Consider the following 26,360-nt stretch of genomic DNA (forward strand, 5'->3'; position numbering starts at 1 on the left):
TAAAATTATCATATATGATAATTTTAGTTCTTTTTCTTATTTCCAAATACTATCGATAAAAGTGTCGCGACCTGAAAGTCCGCGGTAACGTTTGTAATGTTCTGGATCCTTCTTGTAGAAATCTTGGTGATATTCTTCTGCAGGATAGAACGTACTTGCTGGTTCAATTTTTGTCACGATGTCTTTTTTGAATCGACCACTTGCTTGTAAGGCCGCTTTAGAAGCCTCCGCAATCTTCTTTTGTTCCTGCGAATGATAGAAAATCACCGGTCTATATGAATCTCCACGGTCCACGAATTGTCCCATTGCATCCGTTGGGTCCGTTTGTTGCCAGTAGACTTCTACTAGTTTTTCATAAGGGAATACTTCTGGGTCGAACGTGATTTGTACAGCCTCTGTATGTCCTGTTGTTCCGCTACAAACTTCCTTGTATGTTGGATTTTCTTTGTGGCCGCCTGTGTATCCTGAGATTACAGACTCAATTCCTGGTTGGCTATCAAATGGCTTCACCATGCACCAGAAACAACCTCCTGCAAATGTTGCAATTTCTTTTGCCATATGTGCTCCTCCTACTCTTGTTCCGGGTTCAATGAAACATCTTCCCCGAAAATTCTCATCTTAATAGCGACACCGGTTCTAGTTCCTGCTGTTCCACCAATTCCGGTTTCACGCAACTCTCGTGGCATTCTGACCCCGATACTGCGCATCGCTTCAATCGTTTCATCCGCTGGAATCACATTTGTGATCCCCGCAAGCGCCATATCCGCAGCAATCAACGCATTCCCTGCACCAATGGCATTTCGTTTCACGCAGGGCACTTCTACCAGTCCCGCTACAGGGTCACAAACAAGTCCTAATAAATTCCCAAGTGCTGTCGCAAATGCTTCTGAACTCTCTTGCGGTGTTCCTCCTGCCGCTTCAACGGCTGCAGCTGCGGCCATTGCACTGGCACTTCCAACTTCCGCTTGGCATCCGCCCATCGCTCCAGAAATCATTGCGTTATTGGCAACGACCATCCCAAAGGCTGCAGACGTAAAGAGAAAACGCACTTGTTGTTCATGGTTTAAGTTCATTGTATCTGCAATTGAAAACACAACTCCTGGCAAAGTTCCACTGGCTCCAGCGGTAGGTGTCGCACAGACCAAACCCATTGCGGCATTGACTTCATTTGTTCCTAGGGCATATTGTACACCCGCTAGGACACTATCGCCCGATAATGTCTTTCCACGTTCACGATATTTCTTCATCTTCAACGCATCGCCACCGGTTAGTCCCGTTGGAGAAAACACCCCTTCTCCTTCGACGCTTCGTTCAACGGCATTCTTCATCGTTTGTAAGTTTTTTTCCATTTTTTCCCAGATGTACTCTCGACTTTGCTGGGTCATAGCCATTTCCTGTTCAATCATGATTTCAGAAATGGGTTTCTTTTGTTCTGTTGCTAATGCTACCAATTCTTTAATGGTTGAAAACATTGCAAACTTCCTTCCTCATCATCTCATTACGCAAACAGATAAATCGTATGCGTTTGTCTTAATGTTTGTATTTGTTGTTTGAATTCTGGTGATAATAAATCCGCTAATTCATATCCAATCATTTGGCGATTTTCAGCCATTTCTACTCTTTGTTTCGAAATTGTTACCCCATGCTCTTGTAATAATTGATATACTTTTGGCATTTCACCAAGAGATACCACTTCGAGCAATATTGGAAGTGGGCCTGTAAGCTCCATCTTAAAGCCATCGACCTCGATAACCTTCACTTCCACCGCTCCGCCACCAACAGAAGTTCCAATGAGGCGAATCGTACGTTTCTCGTCGCTTAAAGTTAAATCTGCAGTATTGGCATGATTGACTGGACTCATTTCTTTGCGCTCGACAAACTCGATTTGGACTCCTTCGTCCTGAGCGATTTCAACTGCTCGAGGCACACGCTCATCATCTGTTGCAAAGCCTAAGATTCCACTAATAATCGCAAAATCTGTCCCATGTCCCTTATGGGTTTCAGCAAATGACTCATAATAGTCGCAACGCACATTCTTTGGCGTTCCACCGAATAATTGTCTAGCAAGAGCTCCAATCGCAATCGCTCCCGCAGTATGTGAAGAAGAAGGGCCCACCATAATCGGACCAATAATATCAAAACAACTCTTATAATTTTGTACTTTATTTCCTTCCATGTCGGCGCTCCTTTCTTTGCTTTACTATCGTATCAGTATCCGCCTATAATGTAAATTATTTTTGGCCGGCAACCCTTATGGCATAAGCATCCAACAATATTCGACTAATCACTTGTAACGGCAGGCGCGAACGAACTTCATAATCTGGGAAGTACGAGCTTTCTGATTTATATCCAACAAAAGTAATATCACTTAATTTTGCCAGAGGACTCGCACCATTAGCGGTTACTAAAATAATAGGAACTTCATTTTGTTGACACACTTTGGCCGCTTCGACTAATTCTTCTGTATGTCCATTCAGAGATATAATAATCGCCACATCTTGCGCATTTAATCGATGGCTAATCGTCTTTATAATATTGGGGTCTACATATTGTTCGCATGTCCGTTCCAATAAATGGAATTTTATCTCCATTTCACTAGCAATCATTTCACTCAGCCCCCGAGAGAATAAGTAGACGCGTTGTGCCCCAAAGATTGCTTGAACGGCATCTTCTATTGCCCTGCTATCCAATTGCTCAATCGTTCGTCGGACCTCTTGCTCATTTTTCACTACAACAGCTTGAATCTTTTGATCCACAACCTCTAAACTTTTGAAAGTTGATAAATTTTCATTTGCAAATCGATATTGCTTTTTCAAATCATGTTTAAAACTCGTAAATCCATCATATCCGATTTTTCTCATCGTTCTTACAATGGACGCAGTTGAAACAGTTGCTCGTTCGCTTAACTTTACAATTGAAATAGAAGGCATCTCCTCTATATGTTCTTCAATATAGGCAAGTAGATATTTTTCGGTATTTGTTAAGCCTTTCGTGTTGAACATGTGAACCCCTCCATTTTGTAAAGTTTTACAAATGTTAACCTCATTTTAGAAAACATTTACAGTATGCTGTATGTAATAATAAGTATAACAAAAAATCATAATGGGAGGTGAAATGATGATTTATACGTGTACGATGAATCTAGCCATCGATTTGTTTATTAAAACCTTGCAAATGTTGCCTTCTGAAGTAAACCGAACACAAGAGGCCGTTTACATCCCAAACGGGAAAGGAGTAAATGTCAGCTTTATCCTAAAAAAACTTGGGATGAAGAACACAGCATTAGGTTTTAAAGCAGGTTTTACTGGTCAATTCATCGAAGACGAGCTCCATAAGGAAGGCATCCAAACACAGTTCGTTAATGTAGACGGAATCACTCGAATCAATGTATTTACTCAAGTAGTATCAACGAGTGAAGAGTTTAAACTCGTAAATCAAGGTCCTAGCGTAAGCCAACTCCAAGAAGAAGCACTCCTCAAAATAATAGAGAATATGAATATGGAGGACTTTTTATTTGTATCTGGTAGTCATCCGGAAGGCATTACCTATACGACTTATGAAAAAATTGCAAAGGCCGCTCAACTTAGAGGGTTTAAGCTAATCCTTGATACTTCTGCTGACTTTGTACCCGACCTTTTAAAATACCGCCCCTATCTTATCAAACCCAACGACGAAGAATTGGCTGAGTGGTTTGGTTTGATAAATCCAAGCCTTGAAGAAATTAAAGACTGTGGTCAAAAACTACTCGAAAAAGGAGCCGAAAATGCATTAGTTTCCTTAGGCGAAAAGGGAGCAATTCTATTCACGCCAACAGAAACAATCCATGTAACAGCTCCAAAAGGAGAAGTGGTGAATACTGCCTGTGCCGGCGATACTCTTTTAGCTACATTTGTCGGAAGCCAATTATTAGGTTTATCGGATGAACAAGCTTTAATCAAAGCTGTGGCTGCAGGTAGTTCAACCGCATTTAGACCTGGGTTGACAGATTTTTCAGACGTTCCTACATTAATGCAACAAATCAAACGCATTTCATAGCACACAAAGGAGGAAAAACAATGACAAAATATGATATTATCGCTGCCACTGGGTGTCCAACAGGGATTGCACACACTTATATGGCACAAGAAGCTCTTGAACAAGCTGCTAAAAAAGCAGGTGTAACGATTAAAGTTGAAACACACGGTCAAATCGGCGTTGAAAATGAACTCACTCCCGAAGAAATCGCAAATGCAAAAGCCGTCATTATTGCTGCTGACAAGGACGTTCAACCACAACGTTTCATCAACAAAAAAATTATCGACGTTTCAGTTGGACAAGGAATTAAAAATGCCGATGAATTAGTGGCACAAGCTCTTCGCGGAGAAGGCGTTGTGAAGTATCACTCCGACGACGTGGCTGTTGAAGCTTCAGAAGCTCCACAATCTTCTAACGTTGGTAAGAGCTCTATTGGTCGTGAAATCTACAAACATTTGATGAATGGTGTTTCACATATGCTTCCATTCGTCGTTGGTGGTGGGGTGCTCATCGCGATTTCATTTGCGGTATTCGGAATATACTCATTCGATCCAAATCATGAAACTTACAATGCCTTTTCTGCACAATTAAAAGAAATCGGTGGCTTAGCAATGGGCTTGATGACCCCCGTTCTAGCAGCCTACATCGCACAAAGTATCGGAAATCGCCCTGCTTTAGTCAGTGGTTTTGTTGCCGGTTTAATGGCAAGTAACGGTGGCGCAGGATTCCTCGGTGGTATCGTTGGTGGTTTCTTCGCAGGTTACTTAGTCGTTCTTTTAGAAAAATTATTTAAAGCATTACCAAAAGCATTGGACGGTTTAAAAGCTATTTTCTTATATCCACTATTGGGTGTTTTAATCACCGGACTATTTATGAGTGTTATTGTTAGTCCAATGGCAGGTATTAACCAATCACTAATGGAGTTCTTAAAGGGATTCCAAGATTCAAATCCTATTCTTCTTGGTCTTGTAATTGGATGTATGTGTGCCTTTGATATGGGTGGCCCAGTGAACAAGGCTGCATACGTTACAGGTACCGTTCTTCTTGGTGAAGGAAATACAGCATTCATGGCTGGGGTTTCTGCAGCATGTATTGCTCCTCCACTAATCACAACCGTTGCCGTATTATTATTCAAAAACCGTTTTGACACAAACGAACGTAATGCTGGTTTAGTTAACTTCATCTTAGGTTCAACACACATTACTGAAGGAGCTATTCCTTTCGTAGCAAAAGATCCACTTCGCGCGATGCCTTCAATGATGTTAGGTTCTTCAATCGCTGCAATCTTAACTTACTTATTCGGCGTACAAGTCCCTGCTCCTCACGGTGGATTCTTAGTATTACCAGTTGTGACACATCCATTTTTATGGGTATTAGCAATTGCGATTGGTTCTGTTATCGGTGGTGTTGTTCTTGGAGCCACTCGTAAACCACTTTCTGAATAATAGGCAGTCGTTTTAATAACTTAGGAGGTTTGAAATGTTAATTAGTAAAGAAGCTATTTTCTTAAATGAAAACCTTACTTCTCAAGAAGAAGTCTTTCACTTCATTGCACAAAAAGCGGTAGCACTAGGCGTTTCAGCAGACGAAAATGCCGTGTACAACGGACTTGTAGAACGTGAACAACAAGGAACAACAGGAATGATGGACGGATTCGCAATTCCACATGCAAAATCAAGTGCCATCACGACTCCGAAAATCGTGATTGTACGACTTAATGAAGGAATCGATTGGAATAGTATGGATGGGAACCCTACTTTATTTATCTTTAGTCTACTAATTCCTGACGGAGAAGCTGGAACAACCCATCTGAAACTACTAGCAACCGTAGCTCGGATGTTAATGAAAGCTGATGTGAAAGAAGCTTTATTAAGCGCTAAAACTGCTGAACAACTTGAAGAGGTATTAAATAGTCATTTAGGAGCTTAGTCTCCAATAATATGGGAGAGAATAACGATGATTATTCTCTCTTTTTTACTCCTTTTCCAAAATTCACTTATAAGTGAATTTTGGGAGTTGCTTTCATTTTTTCTGGAGACTATCATTCTTTTTCCTCCAATTCTATTGACGAAACCGATAAAAACTCTTACAATAAAGTTAACTGGTAGTGACCAGTTGTAGAATGTTTTTGAAAGGAGGGTTCAATATGGTTGCTAAACCATCTCCTCTTTATTCAACGCTAAGTCTAGCATTAATGGATTTCATTAAGACAAAGGGAAAAGCGCACGAAAAGATGCTTTCAGAAAGAGAAATTACGAAAGTATACAATGTGAGTCGAACCACTGTTAGAACAGCGCTAAAAGAATTGGAGACTCTTGGGTTTATTTATAAACGCCATGGCAAAGGAACGTTCATCTCAAATCAGTGGAAAGAACGTCAAAACTTACTAGAAGGATATAGTTTTACAGAACAGATGAAGGAACTCGGTAAAGTCCCTACGACAAAGATTACTTCTCTGGACTGTTATGAAGCGGATGAATTTATCGCCCCATTAGTTGGGATTGAAGCGGGTGATAAGCTATTTCGATTGAAACGCATTCGGTATGCAGACGGAATTCCACTTATGAAGGAAACCACATTTTTACCTTACGATGTTTTTAAAGGGTTAACAAAAACACTTCTAGAAGGTCATTCTTTATACGATGTGTTTGCAAGTAAGTTCAATCAGCAAATCCACTATGCTGACGAAGAATTTTCCGCAAGTATTTTAAGTGCGGAAGAAGCTGAAGCGCTGGATGTGGATCCGCATGGAGCTTGCTTGAGGTTTAGACGAACGACATTGAATCACGAAAATCGCATCATTGAATACACCATTAGTGTAGCTAGAAGCGATCAATTCTTCTACAAGGTAAGACACTATCGAACAAATCAATAAAAAATTTTGGAGGGGTATTATGTTTCAATTTTCAACCAGTCAATTAGAAGCTTTATCTGCAGAGATTACAACGCGCGAAATTCGCCAACAACCAGAATTGTGGAAAGAAGCTTTTGATTACTACAAAACAAACTTAGAACGCATTAGTGCTTTCTTAAACAACTTACCTGAAGGTCGCCTTCGCGTGATTTTCGCAGGTGCGGGTACATCACAATATGTGGGAGATACCATTCTTCCTTACTTAAAACGTACAGGAAATGAAGATCGTTTTGATTTCCAATCTGTTGGAACAACAAACCTTGTAAGTAATCCACATGACTACTTCAAAGCAGAAATTCCTACAGTGCTTGTTTCATTTGCACGTAGCGGTAACTCACCAGAAAGTCTTGCAAGTGTGCAACTTGGCCAACAAATCGTGCGCGACTTCTATCAAATCACGATTACTTGTGCGCCAGAAGGAAAATTGGCCATTGCTGCCAAAGACGACACAAACAACTTACTCTTAATGATGCCAGACCGCTCTAACGACGCTGGTTTTGCGATGACAGGAAGCTTCACATGTATGACTCTTACAGCGCTTCTTGTATTCGACGAAGCTCACTCACTTGAAGAAAAAGAAGGTTTTGTAAAAGCCATCCGTCAAATGGGTACAAGCGTTCTAGACCGTGAAGACGTGATTCAACATTACGTGAACTTAGACTACAACCGTGTGATTTACTTAGGTTCTGGTTCTCTAAGCGGCCTTGCTCGCGAAGTTCAATTGAAGATTCTTGAATTGACTGCTGGTCAAATTGCGACAGCCTTCGATTCTTCAATGGGATTCCGTCACGGTCCTAAATCATTTGTAAACAGCTCTTCTCTAGCCTTCATATTCGTATCAAACGATGACTATACTCGTCAATACGATATCGATATCTTAAATGAATTACACGGCGATCAAATCGCACGTCTTGTACTTGCGGTTGGAGTGGATGCAGAGAGCGACTTTGAAGGTCTATCCTTCAGCTTTGATAAAGAATATCGTTTCGTTCCAGATGCTTACCTTGCACTTCCATATGCGGTATTTGGACAAACCGTTTCTCTACTTTCTTCTATCAAAGTTGGAAACAAACCAGACACTCCTTCACCAACAGGCACTGTTAACCGTGTCGTTAAAGGAGTAACGATTCACCCATTAGAAGCATAAATAACTTTATTGAAAAGAGATGATCCTATGACAACTTATATTTATGCCAAAGCATTTTATTTTGAAGACGAAGTGAAAGGTCCAGGATACTTACCAATCTTGGATAACGGAACTTTCGGAGCCTTCCAAACCGAAAAACCAGAAAGCGGCGCTAAGATTATCGACTACGGTAACTATCAAATTGCCCCAGGTCTTGTAGATACACATATCCACGGATTCAAAGGCGCTGACGTCATGGATAATGACGTAGAAGCACTTCGTACCATTTCAGAAGGACTTCCTTCCTGCGGGGTTACTTCATACTTACCAACAACCTTAACCGCATCTCGCGAGTTATTAGCAGATGTTTGCCAAACTGTCGGCGATAACGCAACTACACTTGGCGGGGCTAAAATCAGAGGAATTTTCTTAGAAGGTCCATTCTTCTGTGAAAAATACAAAGGCGCGCAAAACCCTAAATACATGGGCGACCCTAAATCTGAAATCTTGGATGAATGGCAAGAACGCGCTGGCGGTTGGGTGAAAAAAATTGCGATTGCACCTGAACGTGACGGTGCTGTTGATTTCATCAAACACGCGAAAACAAAAGACATCTATGTAGCTCTTGCACATACAGATGGCACTTACGAAGATTGTAAAAACGCTGTTGAAGCCGGTGCGAACATCTTCGTTCACACATACAACGGAATGCGCGGCTTACATCACCGCGAACCAGGTGTTGTCGGTGCGGCACTCACATTGCCAAACGTATTCGACGAACTGATCTGCGACGGTCACCACGTACATCCAGTGAGCGCAAGTATCGTCATGAAATGTTGCGGTCACGACCATGTAGCCCTTATTACAGACTGCATGCGTGCAGGCGGTATGGGTGAATGTGAATCGATGCTTGGTGAATTCCCTGTTATCGTAAAAGACGGTACGGCTCGATTAAAAGACGGCGGTAGCCTTGCCGGAAGTATTTTGGAACTTATCCAAGGGGTTCAAAACGTTGTGAAATGGGGCATTGCGACTCCTCACGAAGCTATTACAATGGCCAGCCTTGTTCCTGCAAAATCAGTCGGTATCGACGACGTTTGCGGACGCATTGACCCAGACTATGCAGCAGACTTCATCGTATTAGACGATGAGTTACAACTCAAAGCGACTTACTTAGACGGTAAGCCTTATTTCGAAGTATAATAATCAAAAAGACAGTGAGTACGAGGCGTGAGAGTGCCCCAATCCATAACTTAAGGAGTGTTATTATGTCAAAATTAGTATTAACAAAAGGAAAATATGATCACTTAGTAAAACTTTCAAATAAAAACCATGTTATCGGTGCTTTAGCGATTGACCAACGTGGTTCATTGAAAAAAATGATTGCTGCAGGAAACCCAAATGTAAAAGGGGACGAAGGTATCATCCGCTTCAAAGAATTAATTTCTGAAGAATTAACAAAATACTCTTCTTCAATTCTTTTAGACCCAGAATATGGTCTTCCAGCTGCAAAATTACGCCACGAAGACTGCGGACTTTTAATCTCTTACGAAAAAACTGGTTACGATGCAACTGAAATCGGCCGCTTACCAGACTTACTTCCAATCTGGTCTGCAAAACGTATTAAAGAATTAGGCGCTGATGCTGTAAAAGTTCTTTTATACTATGATATTGACGAAGATCCAGCAATCAACGACATCAAACATGCATGGGTAGAACGTGTTGGTAGCGAATGTATGGCAGAAGATATTCCATTCTTCTTGGAAATCGTTTCTTACGAAGCAAGTGACGACGATGTGAAATCAGCTGCATACGCTAAAGTTAAACCTCATAAAGTAAACGACGCAATGAAAGTCTTCTCTGACCCACGTTACAACGTTGACGTATTAAAAGTGGAAGTTCCAGTAAACATGAACTTCGTAGAAGGCTTCACTAAAGAAGGCGTTGAACCTGTTTATACTCGTGAAGAAGCATTACGTTTATTCAAAGAACAATCTGAAATCACTGACCTACCATTCATCTTCTTAAGTGCTGGTGTTTCTGCTGAATTATTCCAAGAAACTCTACGCTTTGCAAAAGAAGCTGGTTCTACTTTCAATGGTGTGTTATGTGGTCGTGCAACATGGAAAGATGCTGTAGCTGTGTTTGCGACTGAAGGGGAAGAAGCTGGTCGTGCGTGGTTGGCAAACCAAGGACGTAAGAACATTGAGGACCTTAACGTTGTTTTAGGTGAAACTGCAACTCCATGGTTAGAACGTGTTGAAGTAAAATAAATTAAATTAAATAAGTTAAAGAGCGTTGCTCTTAAACACCTGATGTCCGCTGTGGTTTCTTTAAATCCTTGCGGATATCTTCATAGTAATAGTGATGAGGCACCGGCTCGAGCCTAAGGTCTCTCGCCTTTAAAGCCTCAAAGGGGACGTACGGAATTTTATTCCTAAGTCCCCTATTTCGCATTATAATGCACTTCCCATCACTATTACTATAGAATCCGCAAGGTTTTCCGAACCCACAATTGGTATTGTTCGCAACGCTCTATTTTATTTACTTCTTCTAACCATGGATTGCGGAGAAAGATAGAGAATACAGAAAAAGGCCGGGCGAAAAGCGCCCGGCCTTTTTGGGGTTGATTATTTTTTGATGCTGTATTTTGTGCCTTCAAGAGATGCTTGTAATGCGTCAACGCTTGCGTCGCCTTCGACTGTGGCTACTTTGTTTTCTAAGCTGACTTCAACGTTTGTTACGCCTGGGACGTTTGAGAAGCGTTCTTTCACTGTGTTGGCACATCCTGCGCATTTGATTCCTTCTAAATTATATTCTTTTTTCATCATAAATCTCTCCTTTATCATTATGCTTTCCAGCGTTTTAATCTTAGGGCGTTGAGGACAACGGATACGGAACTGAAGCTCATTGCGGCCCCGGCAATCATTGGGTTGAGGAGTGGTCCGCCAAAGAGGTGAAGAACTCCCATCGCAAATGGTATTCCGATAACGTTGTAGGCAAATGCCCAAAATAGATTTTCTTTAATATTACGGATGGTTGCACGGCTAAGTTTTAACATCGCTGGTACATCCATCAAGTCGCTCTTCATTAAGACGGCGTCTGCAGATTCGATGGCTACGTCTGTTCCGGTACCGATTGCGATACCGACTTGTGCTTGTGCAAGAGCTGGGGCATCATTGATACCATCTCCCACCATCGCCACAATATAGCCTTCTTCTTGTAATCTTGAGACATAATTCGCCTTATCTTGCGGTAAAACTTCACTAAACACGCGGTCAATCCCCACTTCAGCGGCAATCGCTTGTGCAGTTCGTTCGTGGTCTCCTGTCATCATAGCGACTTGAATGCCCATTTCATGTAGGGTTTGGATGGCACGCGCGCTGCTTTCTTTAACAGTATCCGCTACAACAATCAAGCCTTGTACAGCATCGTTATAGCCGATATAGAGCGGTGTTTTTCCTTGTTCGGCAAAATGATTGGCTTTGTCGTTCATCTCAACATTGGCAAGACCATTTTCGCGCATCCATTTTTCATTTCCAAGGAAGACGAGTGTTTCACCAACGTGGCCTTTAATCCCAAAACCAGGAATGGCTTCGAAGTTCGTCACTTCATCAAATGCAGCCCCTTGTTCTTTGGCTTTGGCAACAATCGCTTCGCCAAGAGGGTGTTCTGACGCTACTTCAAGGCTCGCAGCTAGGCGAATGAGGGCATCTGCATCGGTAGAATCGGCAGTGACCACATCTGTGACAACAGGAGTCCCGTTTGTAATCGTACCTGTTTTGTCGAAAACAACCATATTCACGTGGTTGGCTTCTTCCAACGCTTCCCCACTCTTAAGAAGGATTCCATTTTCGGCCCCTTTACCAGTCCCCACCATGATAGCAGTTGGTGTCGCAAGCCCTAACGCACATGGGCAGGCGATAACGAGCACTGAGATGGTAATCGTGAGGGCAAATACCCATGATTCTTGTCCAAGGAAATACCAAGCAAGTCCAGAAACAAGAGCCAAGACGATGACGATTGGAACGAACACTCCAGAAACCTTGTCGGCCAGTTTGGCAATCGGTGCTTTGGATCCTTGTGCTTGTTCGACTAACTGAATGATTTGAGAGAGAGCTGTGTCTTTCCCGATTTTTGTTGCTTTTAGAATGAAGGAACCTGTTTTATTTAAACTTGCCCCAATCACTTCATCGCCAACTGATTTCGATACTGGAATACTTTCCCCTGTTAACATCGATTCGTCAACGGTTGAGTTTCCTTCTGTCACGACGCCATCGACTGGAACTTTTTCCCCCGGTTTGACACGAATGAGGTCGCCCACTTGCACTTCTTCTACAGGAATTTCTACTTCTTGTCCGTTTCGTAAAACAGTCGCCATTTTAGGAGCAAGGCCTACGAGCGTTTGAATCGCCATGGATGTTTTCCCTTTTGACACGTCTTCGAAGTATTTTCCAAGTGTGATTAAAGTTAAAATAACGCCGGCTGATTCGTAGTAAAGGTTCATCGCAAAATGCGCATGGCCTTCTAATACATGGTACGTTCCGTAGAGACTATACAGGAACGCAGCGCTTGTTCCAAGGGCGACTAAGCTGTCCATGTTCGGATGTCCTTTAGACAAGGCCTTAAATCCATCCACGAAGAAACGACGTCCAATCCAGAGAATTGGGAGAGAGAGCGCTAATTGAATCAACGCATAGCTAACTGGACTTTGCATTGGGCTTAGAAAGGCTGGCATTGGAATTCCAACCATATCCGCCATTGCGATAAAGAGAAGTGGCACGGTGAAAATCGCTGAAATGGTTAGGTTTCGCTTCATTTCTCTTAAGTGCGCTTCTTTCTTTTCGTTCTTTTCTTCGAGTTCTTCTTCCACTGATTTGCCACGAGGACGAGCGCCGTATCCCACACCATCGACCACTTTGGCGATGTCTTCAGGGGTCACGCTATCGTTTGCTTCAACAGTCATAATCTCCGTTGCCAAGTTGACGCTGGCTTTAGCAACGCCTGGAATTTTACTGACGGCATTCTCGATCGTCATGGCACATGAAGCACAACTCATTCCTTCAATAATGTACTCTTTTTGTTTGTTCATTACTTTCACCGCTTTCGTTTACATTTGTAATTTACACTGTTAGTTTACACCTGTAATTTACAAATGTCAACAAGGAAGCTTAAAAAAATTTTTTGAATAAAAAAACTCGAGCCAACAGCATTTCTGCCAGCTTGAGTTTGGGATAGTCTATTTAATTTGCTGAAGATAAAATTTCTTCTATCGTAGTTTCTCTCTCTTCGACTAAATCGTAAAAGCCAACATGAACACCCTCTTCATATAGCCAACATAAATCTGTCCCATACGGTGCTTCGAAAATCTCAAGCATTACTGGAGCAATCTCATAAATGGAATCGGCTCCTAGAATTTTGAAATTGGCTGCATCTGAAAGATACTCTTCATCATCTTCAATGGATAATAGATTCCATCCATTCAATGGTGGGATTATAGATTGATCACGAAAAGTATATCGAATCGGCTTGCCCTCAAGAATATTGTTCGAAACAATAAAACCACCAAAATCACTATTATTAATCATTGTACTCCTCCATTCAATTAGGAATTAACAACATTGATGCAAAAATGAAGTTGGTTAACCTCTTAGTTTTCCGTTTTGGCCAAGGTTTTCGGCCTTAATTTCTTGAATAATGATATGAATGTGTTCTGTTGGAGCGCCAGTGTGTTTAGAAACCACTTCTGTCACTTCTTTGACAAGGGCTTCTTTTTGTTCACGGCTTCTTCCTTCGATCATTTCAACATGAATAAATGGCATGGTGGTGCCTCCCTTCGCTTTGAACTAATTAATATAGTTGCTCTTTGGTTCTATTTTACTCCTAAACGGGAGGGGGTGCTAGCAAGAGCCTTACACCCTGTGTAGTTGAACTCGGGCTCACAGGACTGACGTCCACTTCCTGATATGTCCGCACGACTCGTTCCGAGTCCCTTGCGGCATATCAGTCCAGTGGTTCAATCCTGAGCGTTCGCCCTCATATCCTGTGTAGTCGGGTTCAGCTTCGCAGAAATGGCGTGCGTTTCCCCAAACGTACGCACGACTCGTACCGAGTCCTTTGCGTCGTTCGGGTCCAACGTTCCATTTCTGGGCGCGAAGCCTCACACCCTATACTTTTCAATCAAGGTTTTCATGGTTTGGTTAGAAAACAGCACGGTTAATATTGCTGTGTTTAATGGGAATGAAATTAGGTTTTTAATGATTCGAAGTGGCATGAAGACGGCGAAGGCTTTTCCTGTCATCATATACACCCATAGCGAATTCAATCCGAGGTTACAGACGATTGTGACGAGTAATACTGCAATCAAGATTTGTTCCCATCTGAGTGGTCTCTTATATAAGAAGTATCCGTAGATGAGTCCTCCGACTAGGGCTGTAAGTGTGTATCCGATGAAGAATTGTCCACTCTCTCCGCGGAAGAAGTTCCCGAGGATATCGACTAGAATTCCCACAAGCGCCGCACGCCACGGTCCAAGCATGACCCCTGCAATGGCAGCTCCGATGAATCCGAAGCCAAGTTGTACGTAAACGCCGAATTTTATCGCTGGCAGCATTTCCATCACAAGACGAATGGCCAAGATTAGCGCCATCACTGTAATATCAAGTATTTGTTTTCTATTATATTTCTTTGTATTTTCCATATTAGCATCTCCTTTAATTGTAAAGAGTTGCTCCATTTAACTTCTTCTATTTCTAGTGTTGTTTAAATGCAGCGAATGCGACTAAATTACCGCAATGTTTCCATTTTCGTCCCAGTGGCAACATTCCATCCTCCGGGCACTTAACGCAATAAAGTCTACTCTGATTTTTAGGTTCTAGAAAATTTAGTTCCTACTTTCCATGAATCTCCTTTCTTACTCTTGGTAAGGATACCTTCTTCGTGTCCCAGCGTCAAGTCCTCTCTATTTTTAGGGCTTGTAAAATCGATGCTCATCGTCTTTTGAACGCTTTTGACTGAAAAAATATTTTCTAAAAAGATAAAATCCGAAAATATTGTTGATACCGTTTTCTACAATCTGTATAATTAGATAGTAAGATTGCCAAAGAAAGGATGCAACATGAGTAACGAACGTTTTTTAATGATAGAGTCTGATATTAAAAATTTATCCTTCCGATTAGAGTCTATTACCAAATCCAAATACGATAGCGACTGGCATAGTACGCTACATACTCATCCCTTTACTGAACTTTTTTATGTTATTGACGGTAAGGGCGAATTTATTATTCAACATCAACGTTTTCCGGTTAAAGCCAATGATTTTGTCATTATTAATCCTCAGGTAGAACACACTGAAGTTTCTTCACCAGATTCTCCTCTAGAATACATTGTGGTGGGAATCCAAGGTCTTTCCTTCTCGAATTTAACACCTGTGGATCAAGGTGGACATCCTTTTTCGTTCTTTAATTTACGAGATGAACAAAAGGACATTTTGCGCTACTTAAACGCGATGGTGCAAGAAGCCACGAATCAAGCGCTCAGTTATGATTTAGTTTGTCATAATCTGTTAGAAATCTTATTGATTAAAATTTTGAGACACCAGCATTTTGATTTGGAAGTCGGTTCTCATAGTAAAACGACAAAAGATATTGCGTTTATAAAACATTATTTGAAAACATACTACCGAGAAAGCATTCAGCTAGAAGCATTAGCGTCAATGACCCACTTAAGCCGCTTCTATATTTCCCACAGTTTTAAAAAAGAAGTCGGCATGTCTCCAATGGAATACTTAATGACCATTCGTATCAAAGAAAGTAAAATTCTACTGCGGACAACGAATTATTCTATTTCTCAAGTGGCGGACATCGTTGGATTTACAACCCCCACTTACTTTTCAAAACAATTTAGAAAAATAACGGGAATTTCCCCAACGGATTACCGCGAGAAATATCAAAAGGAGTCCCAATGATACGAAAACCAAAGCGCGATGAGAGACGACAAATCATCCCTCTGATCGAACTGATTATGCAAGATATGGAACTGCCGATTCTGGAACATACGAGCCCGGAAATGCTCTACGCGATGCTAGAAGAAGCCATGCTCGACGACCAGTTTCGCTATGGACTGAAGAACACGCTCGTCTATATTCATGAAAGAAAAGTCGCTGGGGCCATCTTCGGCTACCACGGACACTTAGAAGATGCGATTGACGATCCGTTCCACCGATTATACGAAGATTACAACATCGAGCATCAAATTCCGCTCTACGAGGACAAGGAGACGATGCCAGGCGAATGGTACATCGATATTTTAGCGGTCTATCCCGAATATCGTCGTCTTGGAATCGGCCGTAAATTATTGGTCGAAGTAGAAAACTTAGCACGCCAACAAGGGGCCACAAAAATCGCCCTCAACTGCGAGAAGGACAATACGAAGGCCTATCAATTATACGAAAAACTAGGCTACACGCCTGAGAGTGAACGCATCTTAAGCGGTCATCCGTATTACCATATGACGAAAACCTTATAAAAAATCCCACTTTGGACAAAATCGTTCAAAGAGAGAATTGTTAAAATGTAACTTATATGTTACATTTTGCTTTTTTACAAAACGAAAAAGAGACTCGAAATTTCGAATCTCTTATTTTTGCTTCTATGATTATTTTACAGAGGCTTGACGGAGGTTGATTGTACGTCCGAATGGAAGTACTTCGAATCCGTCTACGTTTTCAGCAAGTAAGTAGCTTTGGCTTGCTTGGTAGATTGGAGCGATAGCCACATCATCCATCACGATTTTTTCAGCCGCAATCATTTGTTTGTAACGTTCTGCTGGCTTCGTTGCGTATGTTGTTTTCACTTCAGCAACGGCTTTATCGTAGGCTTCGCTTGAGTAGTTTCCGAAGTTGATTCCTCCACCTGTTACGTATTGTTCTAAGAAGTTTACTGGATCTTGATAGTCAGGTGCCCATGTTCCGAAGAAGAAGTCGAAATCATCTGCACGTTGTAATTCAAGACGGTTTTTCAATGGCACTGATTTAATGTTCAATGTCACGCCTGGTAAGTTCTTTTGGATTTGCGCTTGTAAATATTCGCCAACCACTTTCGCACTACCTGCATCTGACGTTAATAAGGTCACTTCGATTGTGTCCATCCCTAATTCTTGTTTAGCAAGTGCTAATTCTTTTTGCGCTTCTTCGACATTGTAGGTGAGTAAGTCGCCACGGTCTTCCACATAATCTTTCCCCGTTTCTGGGTTTTCAGCAAATCCCTTTGGAACAAGACCATTTGAAACGATTGAGCCGTCTTTTAACACGTTGTTTACAAGAGCCGCTTTATCGTAAGCCATCGCAATCGCACGACGGAAGTGTTTGTTTCCTGTGATTTTGCGTTCTACGTTGAAATTCATGTACCCCATTGTTGCTTTTGGAATAGCGTGATACGTTGGTTGCGTTTTATATTGATCGACGAATTGTTCGCTGATTGTTGTGTATTGGACTTGTTTTCCGTCAAATAATTGAACAGAAGTCGCTACTTCTTTCGATACATTCACAGTAACGTTTTGTAATTGAACGTTTGCTGCATCCCAGTAACCGTCGTTCTTCACAAGTTTCCAAGAAAGTTCAGAACCTGTCCATCCTTCTAATTTGAACGGTCCGTTTGTCACGATTGAATCTGCTGAAGAACCGTATCCTTCGCCTTTTTCTTTCGCCACTTTTTCAGATTGTGGTAAGAAACGTGACCCTGTTAATAATTTTGGTAAATATGGAGCAGGATTTTCAAGCGTGATTTCTAATGTTTTATCATCAATCGCTTTAACCCCTAATTCTTCTGTCGATAATTCGCCTGAACGAATTTTCTTCGCGTTTTTGAACACATCCGCTGATTGAGCTACATGTCCTTCTTTTGGATTCACTAATTTACGATACGTATATACAAAATCTCCGGCTGTTACTGGAGTGCCGTCTGACCATTTAGCGTCACGTAGTTTAAATGTATAAACAAGACCATCCGCGCTCACAGTTGGTTCTTCTGCAGCCATTCCTAATTCAACTTTATTGTCTTTTGCGACACGATATAACCCTTCAAAAATTTGTCCTAACATATCAGAACTTGGCACATCATCATAGTCCGCGCTATCCAATGTTGCTAATTCTCCAAATGTTGTAATCGTTAAACTTTGTTGATTATTTGCTGTCGTCGAAGTTGAATTGCCACCACATGCAGCCAAACCTAACGAAATTAACAGTGTTGTCATCAATAATTTGGTTGATTTTTTCATAACAATTCTCCTTTATTGGTAAAATACATCGCATTTCACGATAGCTACATGATAGCATGGAAAAGAGAAAGCAAAAAATTTTCTGCTCATATCAAAAAATAACTCTAACTTTCATTCGTAGAACAAAATCCCTCCCTTTATGAACCTATATTCGTTCTTGCATTTCCTAAAAATCTAGTTTATGATAGGTGTATTATAAACATATTATTTAAGAAGGGAACTTTATTTATGAAAGAAAATCGCAATCACGGATTTAAGCTGCGTCTTATTTTCGGAATCATTTTAATCGCCCTAGCTGGTGTTGTCTTATTCAGTTTAAATAAATCTACTCCAGAAGACTTAGAAAAAGCAGGAAAAGTGTTTGATGTCGCTCGAAGGGAAGACGGAGATACACAAGTAGTTAAGGTCACTCAAATTTCTAGTAATCCTGTGGCTACAGTCGATAGTGGAAAATCAAAACTGTATATTATTGAATATTTAAAAGAAGATAATACGTATGGAATTATCGGACTTGAAGTTCCTGCTGATTCAAAATTAGCTTCTGATTTAATTTCAAAAAATGATACTTTGCCAAACAATCCAGAATTAGTTAAAGTCACTGTCATCGATTCTTTCCGTAATAAAAAAGCGATTGTAGACTACGATTCTAAATTTACAGAAGTTTTGAATGATAATAATTTATTATCTGGTAATTCACAAACGGTTTACTATCTATCTACATCTGAATCATCTTCTTCAGCTCAAGGTGGCATGTATGTAGCAATTGGTCTTTCAGCAGCTGGACTTCTTTTCGTTGGATTAGCTTTCCTAAAACGTAAGAAAGTAAATGCAGCTTATGATGAATTATATGCAGCTTATCCAGAACTAAATGGTAACTTAGACTTAATGTTACAAAACGCAACTTATGCTGATGACGAAACACGAGTTTATATTTATAAAAATCACTTCTTTACAACGCTTAGCGGGTTAGAAGTTTATGATTTAACTCAAGCAAATCGTATTTACCATTATCAAATCAACCATAAACGTTATGGAATCACAACAAACCGCGATTCATATATCGTATTCTTAACCGATAATACAAGTTATAGAAACAAAAAGACAAAAATTCAAATTGTAAATATCGGTGAAGAAACCGATAACTTCTTACAACCTTTCTTCTTTGCAGCTCACCAAGAGTTCCCTAACTTAGAAGTTGGTTATGAAAAAAATAGACCGTTTTAATTTGGACTAAAAATTCTCGCAAAATTGATATGTCCCTCCTTTACTGGATATTCCAGTAAAGGGGGGATTTTTTATCCAATAATCTTTCATTCCAGTGAGTGAAACTTTAAACAAACCTTTGCACTTCAAACTATCTTATGATATATTATTTCTGTTATACATACCTATAAAAGGAGAATTATTATGACTGAAAAACGTAATACTCGTGGGATTATTTCACTAATCGTTTTGGGAGTTGTCTCATTTCTTATCGCTATTGGACTTGTGGGCTTCTTCTATTTCTTCCAAACTGCAGATAATTTGTATAAACAAGGAAATATCTTCGGTGTGAGTCCTATGAAAGACAATGCAACGACTTCTGTTAAAGTTACTGGATTTTTATCGGATCCAATTGCGAATGTAGATGGAGGAACTCAATTATATTTAATCGAGTTTACTCGTAAAGATAGCGAAGATTACGGTTATACAAGCCTTGAGATAAAAGAAGGCGATAAACTGATTGACGAACTTAAAGCTAAACAAGATGACTTAGTCGACAATCCAGTCTATGTTCTCGCTAAAGCCCGTAAATCGGATGGAGAAGGTGCCGTTAAGAACTACACAAGAGAGTTCAAAGAAACGATTAAAGAAAATAAAGCTATTTCTCAGTTAGCTGAAACTCAATATTATGTTTCAGCTGATGAAGCGAATACCGAACGTCTCTATGCTTCGGCTGGAGCCGGTATTGCTGTGTTATTCGGTCTTGTATTCTTCTACTCAGCTTACGCAACTCGTAGAGGAGAAGATAAAGCCTATGGTGAACTTTATGCAGCTTATCCAGAATTGAATTATTCAATGGATACGGTATTAGAAAATGCCACTTACGTAGATAACCAATTAGGCATCATATTATACAAAAATCACCTTATTTCTACATTCAAAAATTTCCAAGTATATGACTTAACAAAAGCTGAGCGCATTTACCATTATATCTACACACAAAAATCATACGGTATGACGGTAAGTCGTACTTCACAACTAATCGTTTTAACCTCAGATAAATCTTATCGCAGAAAGAAAACTACTCTTCTCATTAAGAATGTGGGAGAGGACACCGATGACTTACTACAACCATTCTTCTATGCAGTAAGCCAAGAATTCCCAGAGGTTCTATTAGGATATGAAAATAAAAAGAGACCTTTCTAAATAAAAGGTCTACTGGTTCAAAAACCCCCCTTTACTGGACTGCCCAGTAAAGGGGGTTTTTCTCATTAAGAAAACTCTCCTCAAAGTAAAAGAAAAGAACCTCCTATTTGGAGATTCTTTTCCTTTACAATTAATCTACATAAGGTGTTTTTGTACGGTTTAAGAATGCATAAGCTAACCCAATTAAGATTCCTCCGCCAATCCAGTTCCCAACAAATGATACTGCCCAATGACGGATAATATTGAGCCAATTTAAAGCATCAATTGAGTTTCCAACTGGTGAGAATTTCACGATAGAGAAAGATGCAAAATTCGCTACTACGTGTTCATTTACTAAATAAACAAACATGAAGATGGCTGAGATTACAATCCATAATTTAGCTTCTTCACTCTTAATTAAGATAAATGAAAGAATCGCTACGTTAACAAAGACATTTGCTAAAATACCTTCTAATAAAATCAGTTCGTTTGAACGAGATAATTTCAATTCAGCAACTTTTGCGATAAACTCATTTGCATTGATTCCGTTAAATGCTGAACTATTAGCGAATAACGCTCCTATAAACATGGCTCCAATTAAATTAAATAAAGTACAATAGAATAAAATAGCAATTGCTTTAGACCATTTAATATGTTTTTGGTACGCTCCAGCTGTTAAAAACATCATGTTCGAAGTCGCTAACTCTCCATTTAAAAATACAACATACACTAATCCCCAAGTGAAGATAAATGCAAAAGTAAATCTACTTAACGCAGGATTTAATCCAGCTATAATTTGTGCCGCATGGGCTCCTGCGGCTGTACTCATTGTTAAAAATGCTCCTGCAAACATTGAACGCAGTGCATAGCGCATTTTGCTTTCATCAAAAAGCGCTTCTTTTTTTTGACATGCTTTATTAAGTTTTGTATTGAACTCACTCGTGTGTTCCATAACATTCCTCCTAAAAATTAATTACACTTCAGTATACCATTTTTTTCACAAATGCAAAGCCTTTTCTATTGTTTTTGGCAAAAAATCCTTTACAAGTTTTATGAAGATTGTTAGAATGAGGGCTGATTAAAACAGTATAAAGGAGATTCTTATGAAAAAGATTATTGGAATTTTAACAGCGACTTTATTATTAACCGCATGTGGACAAGCCCCTGCAAATACGAACTCAACGACGACAAGTGTTGAAACGACTACAGCAGCCAAAACTACAAGTGTGACTCTCAACATTACAAAAGATGGACAAGCGATTGAAGGTAGCCCATTTACTCTCACTTTTAAAGAAGGAGATAATCTCCTAGATGTCATGAAAGCTCAATTAAAAATTGTCGAAAAAGACGGATTCATCTCTTCTATTAACGGAGTTGAACAAGTTCCATCTGAACAAAAATACTGGTTATTTGATGTTAATGGACAAATGAGTCCTGTTGGTGCAAAAGAAGTTCTCCTCAAAGCTGGAGATGTCATCGACTGGAAATTAAACAAACTTCAATAATCTATGAAAATATCGACTCAAAAAATCGCATTTATCGCAATGATGTCGGCTTTTTGCGTGATTAGTAGACTCGGGATGCTTGCCCTCCCGAATGTTCAACCGATTACTGTAGTCGTCATTTGGATGACCTTAGAATTAGGATGGGGATACGGTGCTTCCATCAGTATCCTTTCCATTTTAATCTCGAATCTGCTCATTTCAATGGGGCCGTGGACTCTTTATCAGATGATCAGTTTTTCAATTGTTTGTCTATGTGCGACCCTACTCTCCCCTTTGTGGAAGAAAAGGGCTCGCTATCCGAAAGCAAGTTTCCTTATCTTCCCGATTTTTGCAAGTTTGATGGGATATTTATACGGATTTATTATCTCGGGGATTTGGGTACTTTCAATGCCTGGTCTGAATTTTTGGATTTATTATGCCAACGGAATTCTATTTGATACTTATCATGCCCTTGGAAATATTGCTTTTTGGATATTACTAATTCCTATCTTTGAACGATTAAATCCATTTGAAAAACTAAAAAAATAAAAGGAACAGAGTGCCCTCTGTTCCTTTTTTCTATCCTTTAAGTTGATAATTAACAATATCTTTTTTTAATTGACGGATTGGGTAAGGACTATCTTTCATGATTTTCTTTGCCTGACACCCCGCATATCCTTGAAGAATATCCACTTTAGGAAGAACGACCCAATCAGACAATTTTTCTTCGGCTTCTCTTTTAGTAGCCTCCTCTTCCTGGTTATCGAGAATAAATACAAATCGATACTCTCTCTCGTGACTCCATTCCTTAAATTTGGCGAAGGTTGCTTGGATGTAGAAATTCAAGTTTGAAAAAGAGAATCGATTACTGTGACTTCTTGTTTTGGGCCTTTGATCGATATATTCGACTTCCCCATACACGCATAATCCATCAAGAGCAACCCCTTGAATTTTATCGAGTAAGCTCGAGTAGGAATATTGTAAAGCATAACCTTCATGACTATTAGCATAATAGGACCACATTAATATATTATCGTATGCATGCGTGAAACAGAAAACTCTAAAAACATCCATCATCGTATTCCCATCCGCATAATAACAGTTACAATCAAAAGGATCATTAAACCACTTAGGATGGCTAAAAGACACATTGCCTTCTGCCACCTGATAGGCATTTTTCTCCACAGTTTCTTTCCCGTAGTATTTTACAAAATAGGTTTTCTCTTCTAAAATCTTCATTTCTGCTTTTTTGAAGTAGAACGTTACGTCCTCTTTAAACTCAACTCCACATTGTTCAATCAATTGCTCTGGAGCTAAAAACCCCAATCGAATATTGTTATTCAATGCGTCATTAAACACTTTATCCGCCTTTTCTACAGTAAATCCTTCCGGAACTTTTGCGTTTGGATTTTGAATAAAGACTCTTTTTTGAGCGTTTAATGGAATATCGGGTGGATTCTTTTTAGAGAACTGTGGCTGTTTCAAAAGAGAGACCAGCTCCTGTTTATTAGTTAAGGTATTCAACAACAAAAAACAATTACTATCTGGATAAGACTCTTCTACCTTATAGTGATTATGCGTCTGAAGAAAAGTTAATTTAGCAATTAAATAACGATACAATTCAATATCTTCTTTTAAGATAATTTTCAACCGAATCACCCCCGTATCAAAAGTATATCATTTATTCTCTTTTGTTTAAATATACGTTTGAAGCTTGGTAGAGATTGAGACATAGGCTCAATCCGGTGCCCCATTATCACTATTATGAAGACATCCGAGGAATCTGTAAGATAGACGTAAGTCTATTCCTTTTTGCACACAAAAAAGGAGGGGTTACCCCCTCCTTTTGTATTATTCATCATCTTCAACGCTATCATCATTCTGGGCATCTTCCGCAAGAATCTGCTCGAGTTCTTCTTCAGAAAGTTTGGTAACATGAATTTTACGAATACGATCATTCTCGATTTCTGTCGGTTGTAACATGTACCCTTCGAATCTCACCTTCACTACCTCTTTATCATCTGGGAAGTAGCCAAGTTTTTCAATAATCGCACCCGCCATTGTGTCCACTTCATCAGACTCTAATGACGTTTGATAAATTTGATTGAATCTATCGAGCGATATTCCGGCATCAATCACCGAATTGTTTTCGTCAATTTCTACGATTTCTTTTTCTTCTTCATCGTACTCGTCTTCGATATCTCCGACGATTTCTTCAATCAAGTCTTCTAATGTAACAATCCCTTCAACCCCGCCGTATTCATCTTTTAATACCGCTAAGTGTTGACGAGTTTTTCTAAATTCTACTAATAAATCATCTACGAAAATTGTCGATGGTACAAATACTGGTTCATGCGCTAGGGCGCGTAAATCAATATTGTCAAATCCTTGCTCTCTTGCAGCACGGAAGACATCTTTCACGTGAACGACCCCGATAACCGTATCTTTATCTTCTTCGTAAAGAGGAAGACGTGAATAGGAGCAATTCAAGATAATCTCTAAGTTCTCCGCTAACTCATCGTCGACATCCAGCATCAACGTATCCGTACGAGGAACCATCACTTCACGTGCAAGTTTCGTATCTAGAGAAAGTACCCCTTGCATCATCGCAAACTCGGAAATATCAATCGCACCGTCGTTACGGCTATTGGCAAGTAGAGACTTCATCTCGCTTCGTGTTAATTTTTCTTCCACCTTAGTAAATTCAATTGGTGTCATTCGTTTTAATAATCCTGTTGAGAACGTCAAAATCCAAACGAATGGTTTTGAAATCTTTTTGACAAACAAAATAATCCCTGCAGTATGTAACGCAATCGGTTCTGCCACTTGTAATGCCACTTGTTTTGGATATAATTCCCCAAATACTAAAGTGAGATAGGATAGAACAACCGTCACAATCACTAATGCTAATGTTTCGGCTCCAGGAATGTTTCCTAATAATGGTTGAATTCGTGAAGAGAAACTTGTTGCGGCAGACGCACTCGAGAAGAACCCAGCAAATGTAATCGCTACTTGAATCGTTGCGAGAAACTCATCCGAATTCTCTAATAGACGCATTACCTTGATTGCTTTTTTATCTCCTTCTTGCGCTCTTTGTGCCATTTTTCCTTGATTAATGGACACAAACGCAATCTCCGCTGCAGCAAAAAATGCATTTAATGCAGTTAATAATACAATGATTAAGATCTGGACTCCCAACGAACTCCCATCTGAATCAGCTGTCATAATTTTGTTAACCCCTTTTAACTATAGATTTTACCCATTATCGAAAATGGTATAGAGATATCATATCAGTTTTTGATGAAAAATCAAGATTTAGTATTATTTTGTAATGGTTCTTTAATGTTAGAATCTTCATTTTATCGTTTTTCTTCTCTATCCATTCTCATTTTCTCATCATTTCTTCACTTTTCTAGTTACATTTCTCTCAAAAAATGGTACTATTATTAAGAAAGACATATATAGGAGGAATGAATATGTTATTAAAATCTCTTGTAGTTCCAAAAAAGAATCTAACGGTCGTTAAGGAATCGTGCACGTTAGAAGAAGCCATTACGATTTTAGAAGAATCAGGATATCGTTGTGTGCCTGTATTAGATGAAACAGAAACTTTCTTTAGAGGAAATATTTATAAAATGCACATTTATCGCCATAAAGCAAACGGCGGTGATATGAGCCTTCCTGTTACACATCTCATTAAGAATTCTACGAAGTTTATTAGTGTAGATAGTTCTTTCTTCAAAGTATTCTTTACAATTAAAGAATTACCTTATATTGCTGTTTTAGATAAACAACAACGTTTCTACGGAATCTTGACACACAGCAGTCTCCTTGGCATGCTTCAAGAATCTTGGAACGTGAAAAATGGTTCTTATGTATTAACGATCATCTCTGGCGGTGAAAAAGGGGCTCTTGCAAATATCTCAAAAGTGATTAACAAATACGCTTCTATCGCAAACGTAATGACTATCGATACTGAAAAAGATAAAAGCTTACGTCGTTTGTTGATCACATTACCAGCAGGTGTTTCAAAAGACACCCTTCAACAAATCGTCGATGGCCTCGAGAAAAAAGACTACTCAGTCGCTGAGGTGGAGGATTTACAAAACAACTAGGATACGAGACATCGCGTTCAGAAATGGAACGTTGGACCGGAACA

Annotated in this window: 27 protein-coding genes and 1 riboswitch; of the genes, 14 read left to right on the plus strand and 13 right to left on the minus strand. The window is 39.8% G+C overall.

All coding sequences use genetic code 11. The features are described from left to right. Positions 1 to 36: 36 nt before the first annotated feature. The 4 genes from msrA to HMPREF3106_RS00405 are packed head-to-tail and all read right to left on the minus strand — an operon-like array spanning position 37 to position 3,002. On the minus strand, positions 37 to 558 hold the full coding sequence (gene msrA / locus HMPREF3106_RS00390; protein ID WP_070438581.1) for a peptide-methionine (S)-S-oxide reductase MsrA: 522 nt from the start codon (positions 556 to 558) through the stop codon (positions 37 to 39). Positions 559 to 569: 11 nt separating this feature from the next. Further along, positions 570 to 1,472: an L-serine ammonia-lyase, iron-sulfur-dependent, subunit alpha gene (sdaAA, locus tag HMPREF3106_RS00395; protein ID WP_005606433.1), complete on the minus strand. Its 903-nt coding sequence runs from the start codon at positions 1,470 to 1,472 to the stop codon at positions 570 to 572. A gap of 26 nt (positions 1,473 to 1,498) precedes the next feature. Then, positions 1,499 to 2,176: an L-serine ammonia-lyase, iron-sulfur-dependent subunit beta gene (gene sdaAB / locus HMPREF3106_RS00400; protein WP_070443668.1), complete on the minus strand. Its 678-nt coding sequence runs from the start codon at positions 2,174 to 2,176 to the stop codon at positions 1,499 to 1,501. A gap of 55 nt (positions 2,177 to 2,231) precedes the next feature. Then, the gene (locus HMPREF3106_RS00405) at positions 2,232 to 3,002 is read right to left on the minus strand and encodes a MurR/RpiR family transcriptional regulator (RefSeq protein WP_070443671.1); all 771 of its coding nucleotides are present in this window, start codon (positions 3,000 to 3,002) and stop codon (positions 2,232 to 2,234) included. A gap of 112 nt (positions 3,003 to 3,114) precedes the next feature. Here HMPREF3106_RS00405 and pfkB point away from each other — a divergent pair, with 112 nt between their 5' ends. From pfkB to lacD, 7 genes are all read left to right on the plus strand, one after another. Next, positions 3,115 to 4,035 carry a 1-phosphofructokinase gene (gene pfkB / locus HMPREF3106_RS00410; protein ID WP_070443674.1) on the plus strand — a complete coding sequence of 307 codons (921 nt, stop codon included), beginning with the start codon at positions 3,115 to 3,117 and terminating at the stop codon, positions 4,033 to 4,035. A gap of 20 nt (positions 4,036 to 4,055) precedes the next feature. Further along, positions 4,056 to 5,459: a PTS fructose transporter subunit IIC gene (locus HMPREF3106_RS00415; RefSeq protein WP_070443677.1), complete on the plus strand. Its 1,404-nt coding sequence runs from the start codon at positions 4,056 to 4,058 to the stop codon at positions 5,457 to 5,459. A 34-nt stretch (positions 5,460 to 5,493) separates the two neighbouring features. Beyond that, the gene (locus HMPREF3106_RS00420) at positions 5,494 to 5,943 is read left to right on the plus strand and encodes a PTS sugar transporter subunit IIA (protein WP_005606444.1); all 450 of its coding nucleotides are present in this window, start codon (positions 5,494 to 5,496) and stop codon (positions 5,941 to 5,943) included. A gap of 217 nt (positions 5,944 to 6,160) precedes the next feature. After that, positions 6,161 to 6,889 carry a GntR family transcriptional regulator gene (locus HMPREF3106_RS00425; protein WP_070443680.1) on the plus strand — a complete coding sequence of 243 codons (729 nt, stop codon included), beginning with the start codon at positions 6,161 to 6,163 and terminating at the stop codon, positions 6,887 to 6,889. A 19-nt stretch (positions 6,890 to 6,908) separates the two neighbouring features. Further along, positions 6,909 to 8,075 carry an AgaS family sugar isomerase gene (locus tag HMPREF3106_RS00430; protein WP_070443683.1) on the plus strand — a complete coding sequence of 389 codons (1,167 nt, stop codon included), beginning with the start codon at positions 6,909 to 6,911 and terminating at the stop codon, positions 8,073 to 8,075. A gap of 27 nt (positions 8,076 to 8,102) precedes the next feature. Continuing rightward, the gene (gene nagA / locus HMPREF3106_RS00435) at positions 8,103 to 9,257 is read left to right on the plus strand and encodes an N-acetylglucosamine-6-phosphate deacetylase (RefSeq protein ID WP_070443686.1); all 1,155 of its coding nucleotides are present in this window, start codon (positions 8,103 to 8,105) and stop codon (positions 9,255 to 9,257) included. A gap of 65 nt (positions 9,258 to 9,322) precedes the next feature. Next, positions 9,323 to 10,327 (plus strand): tagatose-bisphosphate aldolase, encoded by a 1,005-nt coding sequence (lacD, locus tag HMPREF3106_RS00440; protein ID WP_070443690.1) that lies wholly within the window; start codon positions 9,323 to 9,325, stop codon positions 10,325 to 10,327. A 357-nt stretch (positions 10,328 to 10,684) separates the two neighbouring features. Here the strand turns inward: lacD and HMPREF3106_RS00445 are convergent, their stop codons facing one another. From HMPREF3106_RS00445 to HMPREF3106_RS00465, 5 genes are all read right to left on the minus strand, one after another. Next, complete coding sequence (locus tag HMPREF3106_RS00445; protein ID WP_048782585.1) at positions 10,685 to 10,882, minus strand: heavy-metal-associated domain-containing protein; 198 nt, start codon at positions 10,880 to 10,882, stop codon at positions 10,685 to 10,687. A 20-nt stretch (positions 10,883 to 10,902) separates the two neighbouring features. Beyond that, positions 10,903 to 13,146 (minus strand): heavy metal translocating P-type ATPase, encoded by a 2,244-nt coding sequence (locus HMPREF3106_RS00450; RefSeq protein WP_070443693.1) that lies wholly within the window; start codon positions 13,144 to 13,146, stop codon positions 10,903 to 10,905. Between the two features lie 151 nt (positions 13,147 to 13,297). Then, positions 13,298 to 13,642, minus strand: coding sequence for an immunity protein Imm33 domain-containing protein (locus HMPREF3106_RS00455; protein WP_070443696.1), 345 nt, complete (start codon positions 13,640 to 13,642; stop codon positions 13,298 to 13,300). Between the two features lie 54 nt (positions 13,643 to 13,696). Then, positions 13,697 to 13,876: a 2-hydroxymuconate tautomerase gene (locus HMPREF3106_RS00460; protein ID WP_005606505.1), complete on the minus strand. Its 180-nt coding sequence runs from the start codon at positions 13,874 to 13,876 to the stop codon at positions 13,697 to 13,699. Between the two features lie 338 nt (positions 13,877 to 14,214). Then, positions 14,215 to 14,754: a folate family ECF transporter S component gene (locus HMPREF3106_RS00465; protein ID WP_070443720.1), complete on the minus strand. Its 540-nt coding sequence runs from the start codon at positions 14,752 to 14,754 to the stop codon at positions 14,215 to 14,217. 67 nt (positions 14,755 to 14,821) lie between these two features. Beyond that, a riboswitch (THF riboswitch) is annotated at positions 14,822 to 14,919 on the minus strand. A gap of 252 nt (positions 14,920 to 15,171) precedes the next feature. Between HMPREF3106_RS00465 and HMPREF3106_RS00470 the strand changes: the two genes are divergently transcribed. Together HMPREF3106_RS00470 and HMPREF3106_RS00475 are read left to right on the plus strand one after the other, a co-directional pair. Beyond that, entirely contained in the window at positions 15,172 to 16,020 is an 849-nt protein-coding gene (locus tag HMPREF3106_RS00470) for an AraC family transcriptional regulator (protein ID WP_005606510.1), read from the plus strand. 101 nt (positions 16,021 to 16,121) lie between these two features. Continuing rightward, positions 16,122 to 16,580 carry a GNAT family N-acetyltransferase gene (locus HMPREF3106_RS00475; RefSeq protein WP_246827480.1) on the plus strand — a complete coding sequence of 153 codons (459 nt, stop codon included), beginning with the start codon at positions 16,122 to 16,124 and terminating at the stop codon, positions 16,578 to 16,580. Positions 16,581 to 16,709: 129 nt separating this feature from the next. Here HMPREF3106_RS00475 and HMPREF3106_RS00480 read toward each other — a convergent pair whose 3' ends face one another. Next, the gene (locus HMPREF3106_RS00480; RefSeq protein ID WP_070443702.1) at positions 16,710 to 18,329 is read right to left on the minus strand and encodes a peptide ABC transporter substrate-binding protein; all 1,620 of its coding nucleotides are present in this window, start codon (positions 18,327 to 18,329) and stop codon (positions 16,710 to 16,712) included. A gap of 228 nt (positions 18,330 to 18,557) precedes the next feature. Here HMPREF3106_RS00480 and HMPREF3106_RS00485 point away from each other — a divergent pair, with 228 nt between their 5' ends. Beyond that, on the plus strand, positions 18,558 to 19,553 hold the full coding sequence (locus HMPREF3106_RS00485) for a hypothetical protein (protein WP_070443705.1): 996 nt from the start codon (positions 18,558 to 18,560) through the stop codon (positions 19,551 to 19,553). Between the two features lie 183 nt (positions 19,554 to 19,736). Next, complete coding sequence (locus HMPREF3106_RS00490; protein WP_070443708.1) at positions 19,737 to 20,738, plus strand: hypothetical protein; 1,002 nt, start codon at positions 19,737 to 19,739, stop codon at positions 20,736 to 20,738. 130 nt (positions 20,739 to 20,868) lie between these two features. Here HMPREF3106_RS00490 and HMPREF3106_RS00495 read toward each other — a convergent pair whose 3' ends face one another. After that, positions 20,869 to 21,669, minus strand: a complete 801-nt coding sequence (locus tag HMPREF3106_RS00495) for a formate/nitrite transporter family protein (protein WP_049555704.1) — start codon at positions 21,667 to 21,669, stop codon at positions 20,869 to 20,871. Between the two features lie 151 nt (positions 21,670 to 21,820). On the opposite strand from HMPREF3106_RS00495, the gene HMPREF3106_RS00500 reads away from it, so the two are divergent. Both HMPREF3106_RS00500 and HMPREF3106_RS00505 read left to right on the plus strand, forming a co-directional pair. Continuing rightward, positions 21,821 to 22,222, plus strand: a complete 402-nt coding sequence (locus HMPREF3106_RS00500) for a DUF4430 domain-containing protein (protein ID WP_070443711.1) — start codon at positions 21,821 to 21,823, stop codon at positions 22,220 to 22,222. A gap of 57 nt (positions 22,223 to 22,279) precedes the next feature. Beyond that, positions 22,280 to 22,750 (plus strand): ECF transporter S component, encoded by a 471-nt coding sequence (locus HMPREF3106_RS00505; protein WP_148129378.1) that lies wholly within the window; start codon positions 22,280 to 22,282, stop codon positions 22,748 to 22,750. Positions 22,751 to 22,780: 30 nt separating this feature from the next. Here the strand turns inward: HMPREF3106_RS00505 and HMPREF3106_RS00510 are convergent, their stop codons facing one another. Further along, on the minus strand, positions 22,781 to 23,860 hold the full coding sequence (locus tag HMPREF3106_RS00510) for a DUF2971 domain-containing protein (protein ID WP_049555706.1): 1,080 nt from the start codon (positions 23,858 to 23,860) through the stop codon (positions 22,781 to 22,783). A 192-nt stretch (positions 23,861 to 24,052) separates the two neighbouring features. After that, positions 24,053 to 25,426, minus strand: a complete 1,374-nt coding sequence (locus HMPREF3106_RS00515) for a hemolysin family protein (protein ID WP_049555707.1) — start codon at positions 25,424 to 25,426, stop codon at positions 24,053 to 24,055. A gap of 251 nt (positions 25,427 to 25,677) precedes the next feature. On the opposite strand from HMPREF3106_RS00515, the gene cbpA reads away from it, so the two are divergent. Then, positions 25,678 to 26,316, plus strand: a complete 639-nt coding sequence (gene cbpA / locus HMPREF3106_RS00520) for a cyclic di-AMP binding protein CbpA (protein ID WP_039849006.1) — start codon at positions 25,678 to 25,680, stop codon at positions 26,314 to 26,316. Positions 26,317 to 26,360 lie beyond the last annotated feature (44 nt).

Source organism: Granulicatella sp. HMSC31F03, assembly GCF_001807725.1.
Lineage (GTDB): Bacteria > Bacillota > Bacilli > Lactobacillales > Aerococcaceae > Granulicatella > Granulicatella adiacens.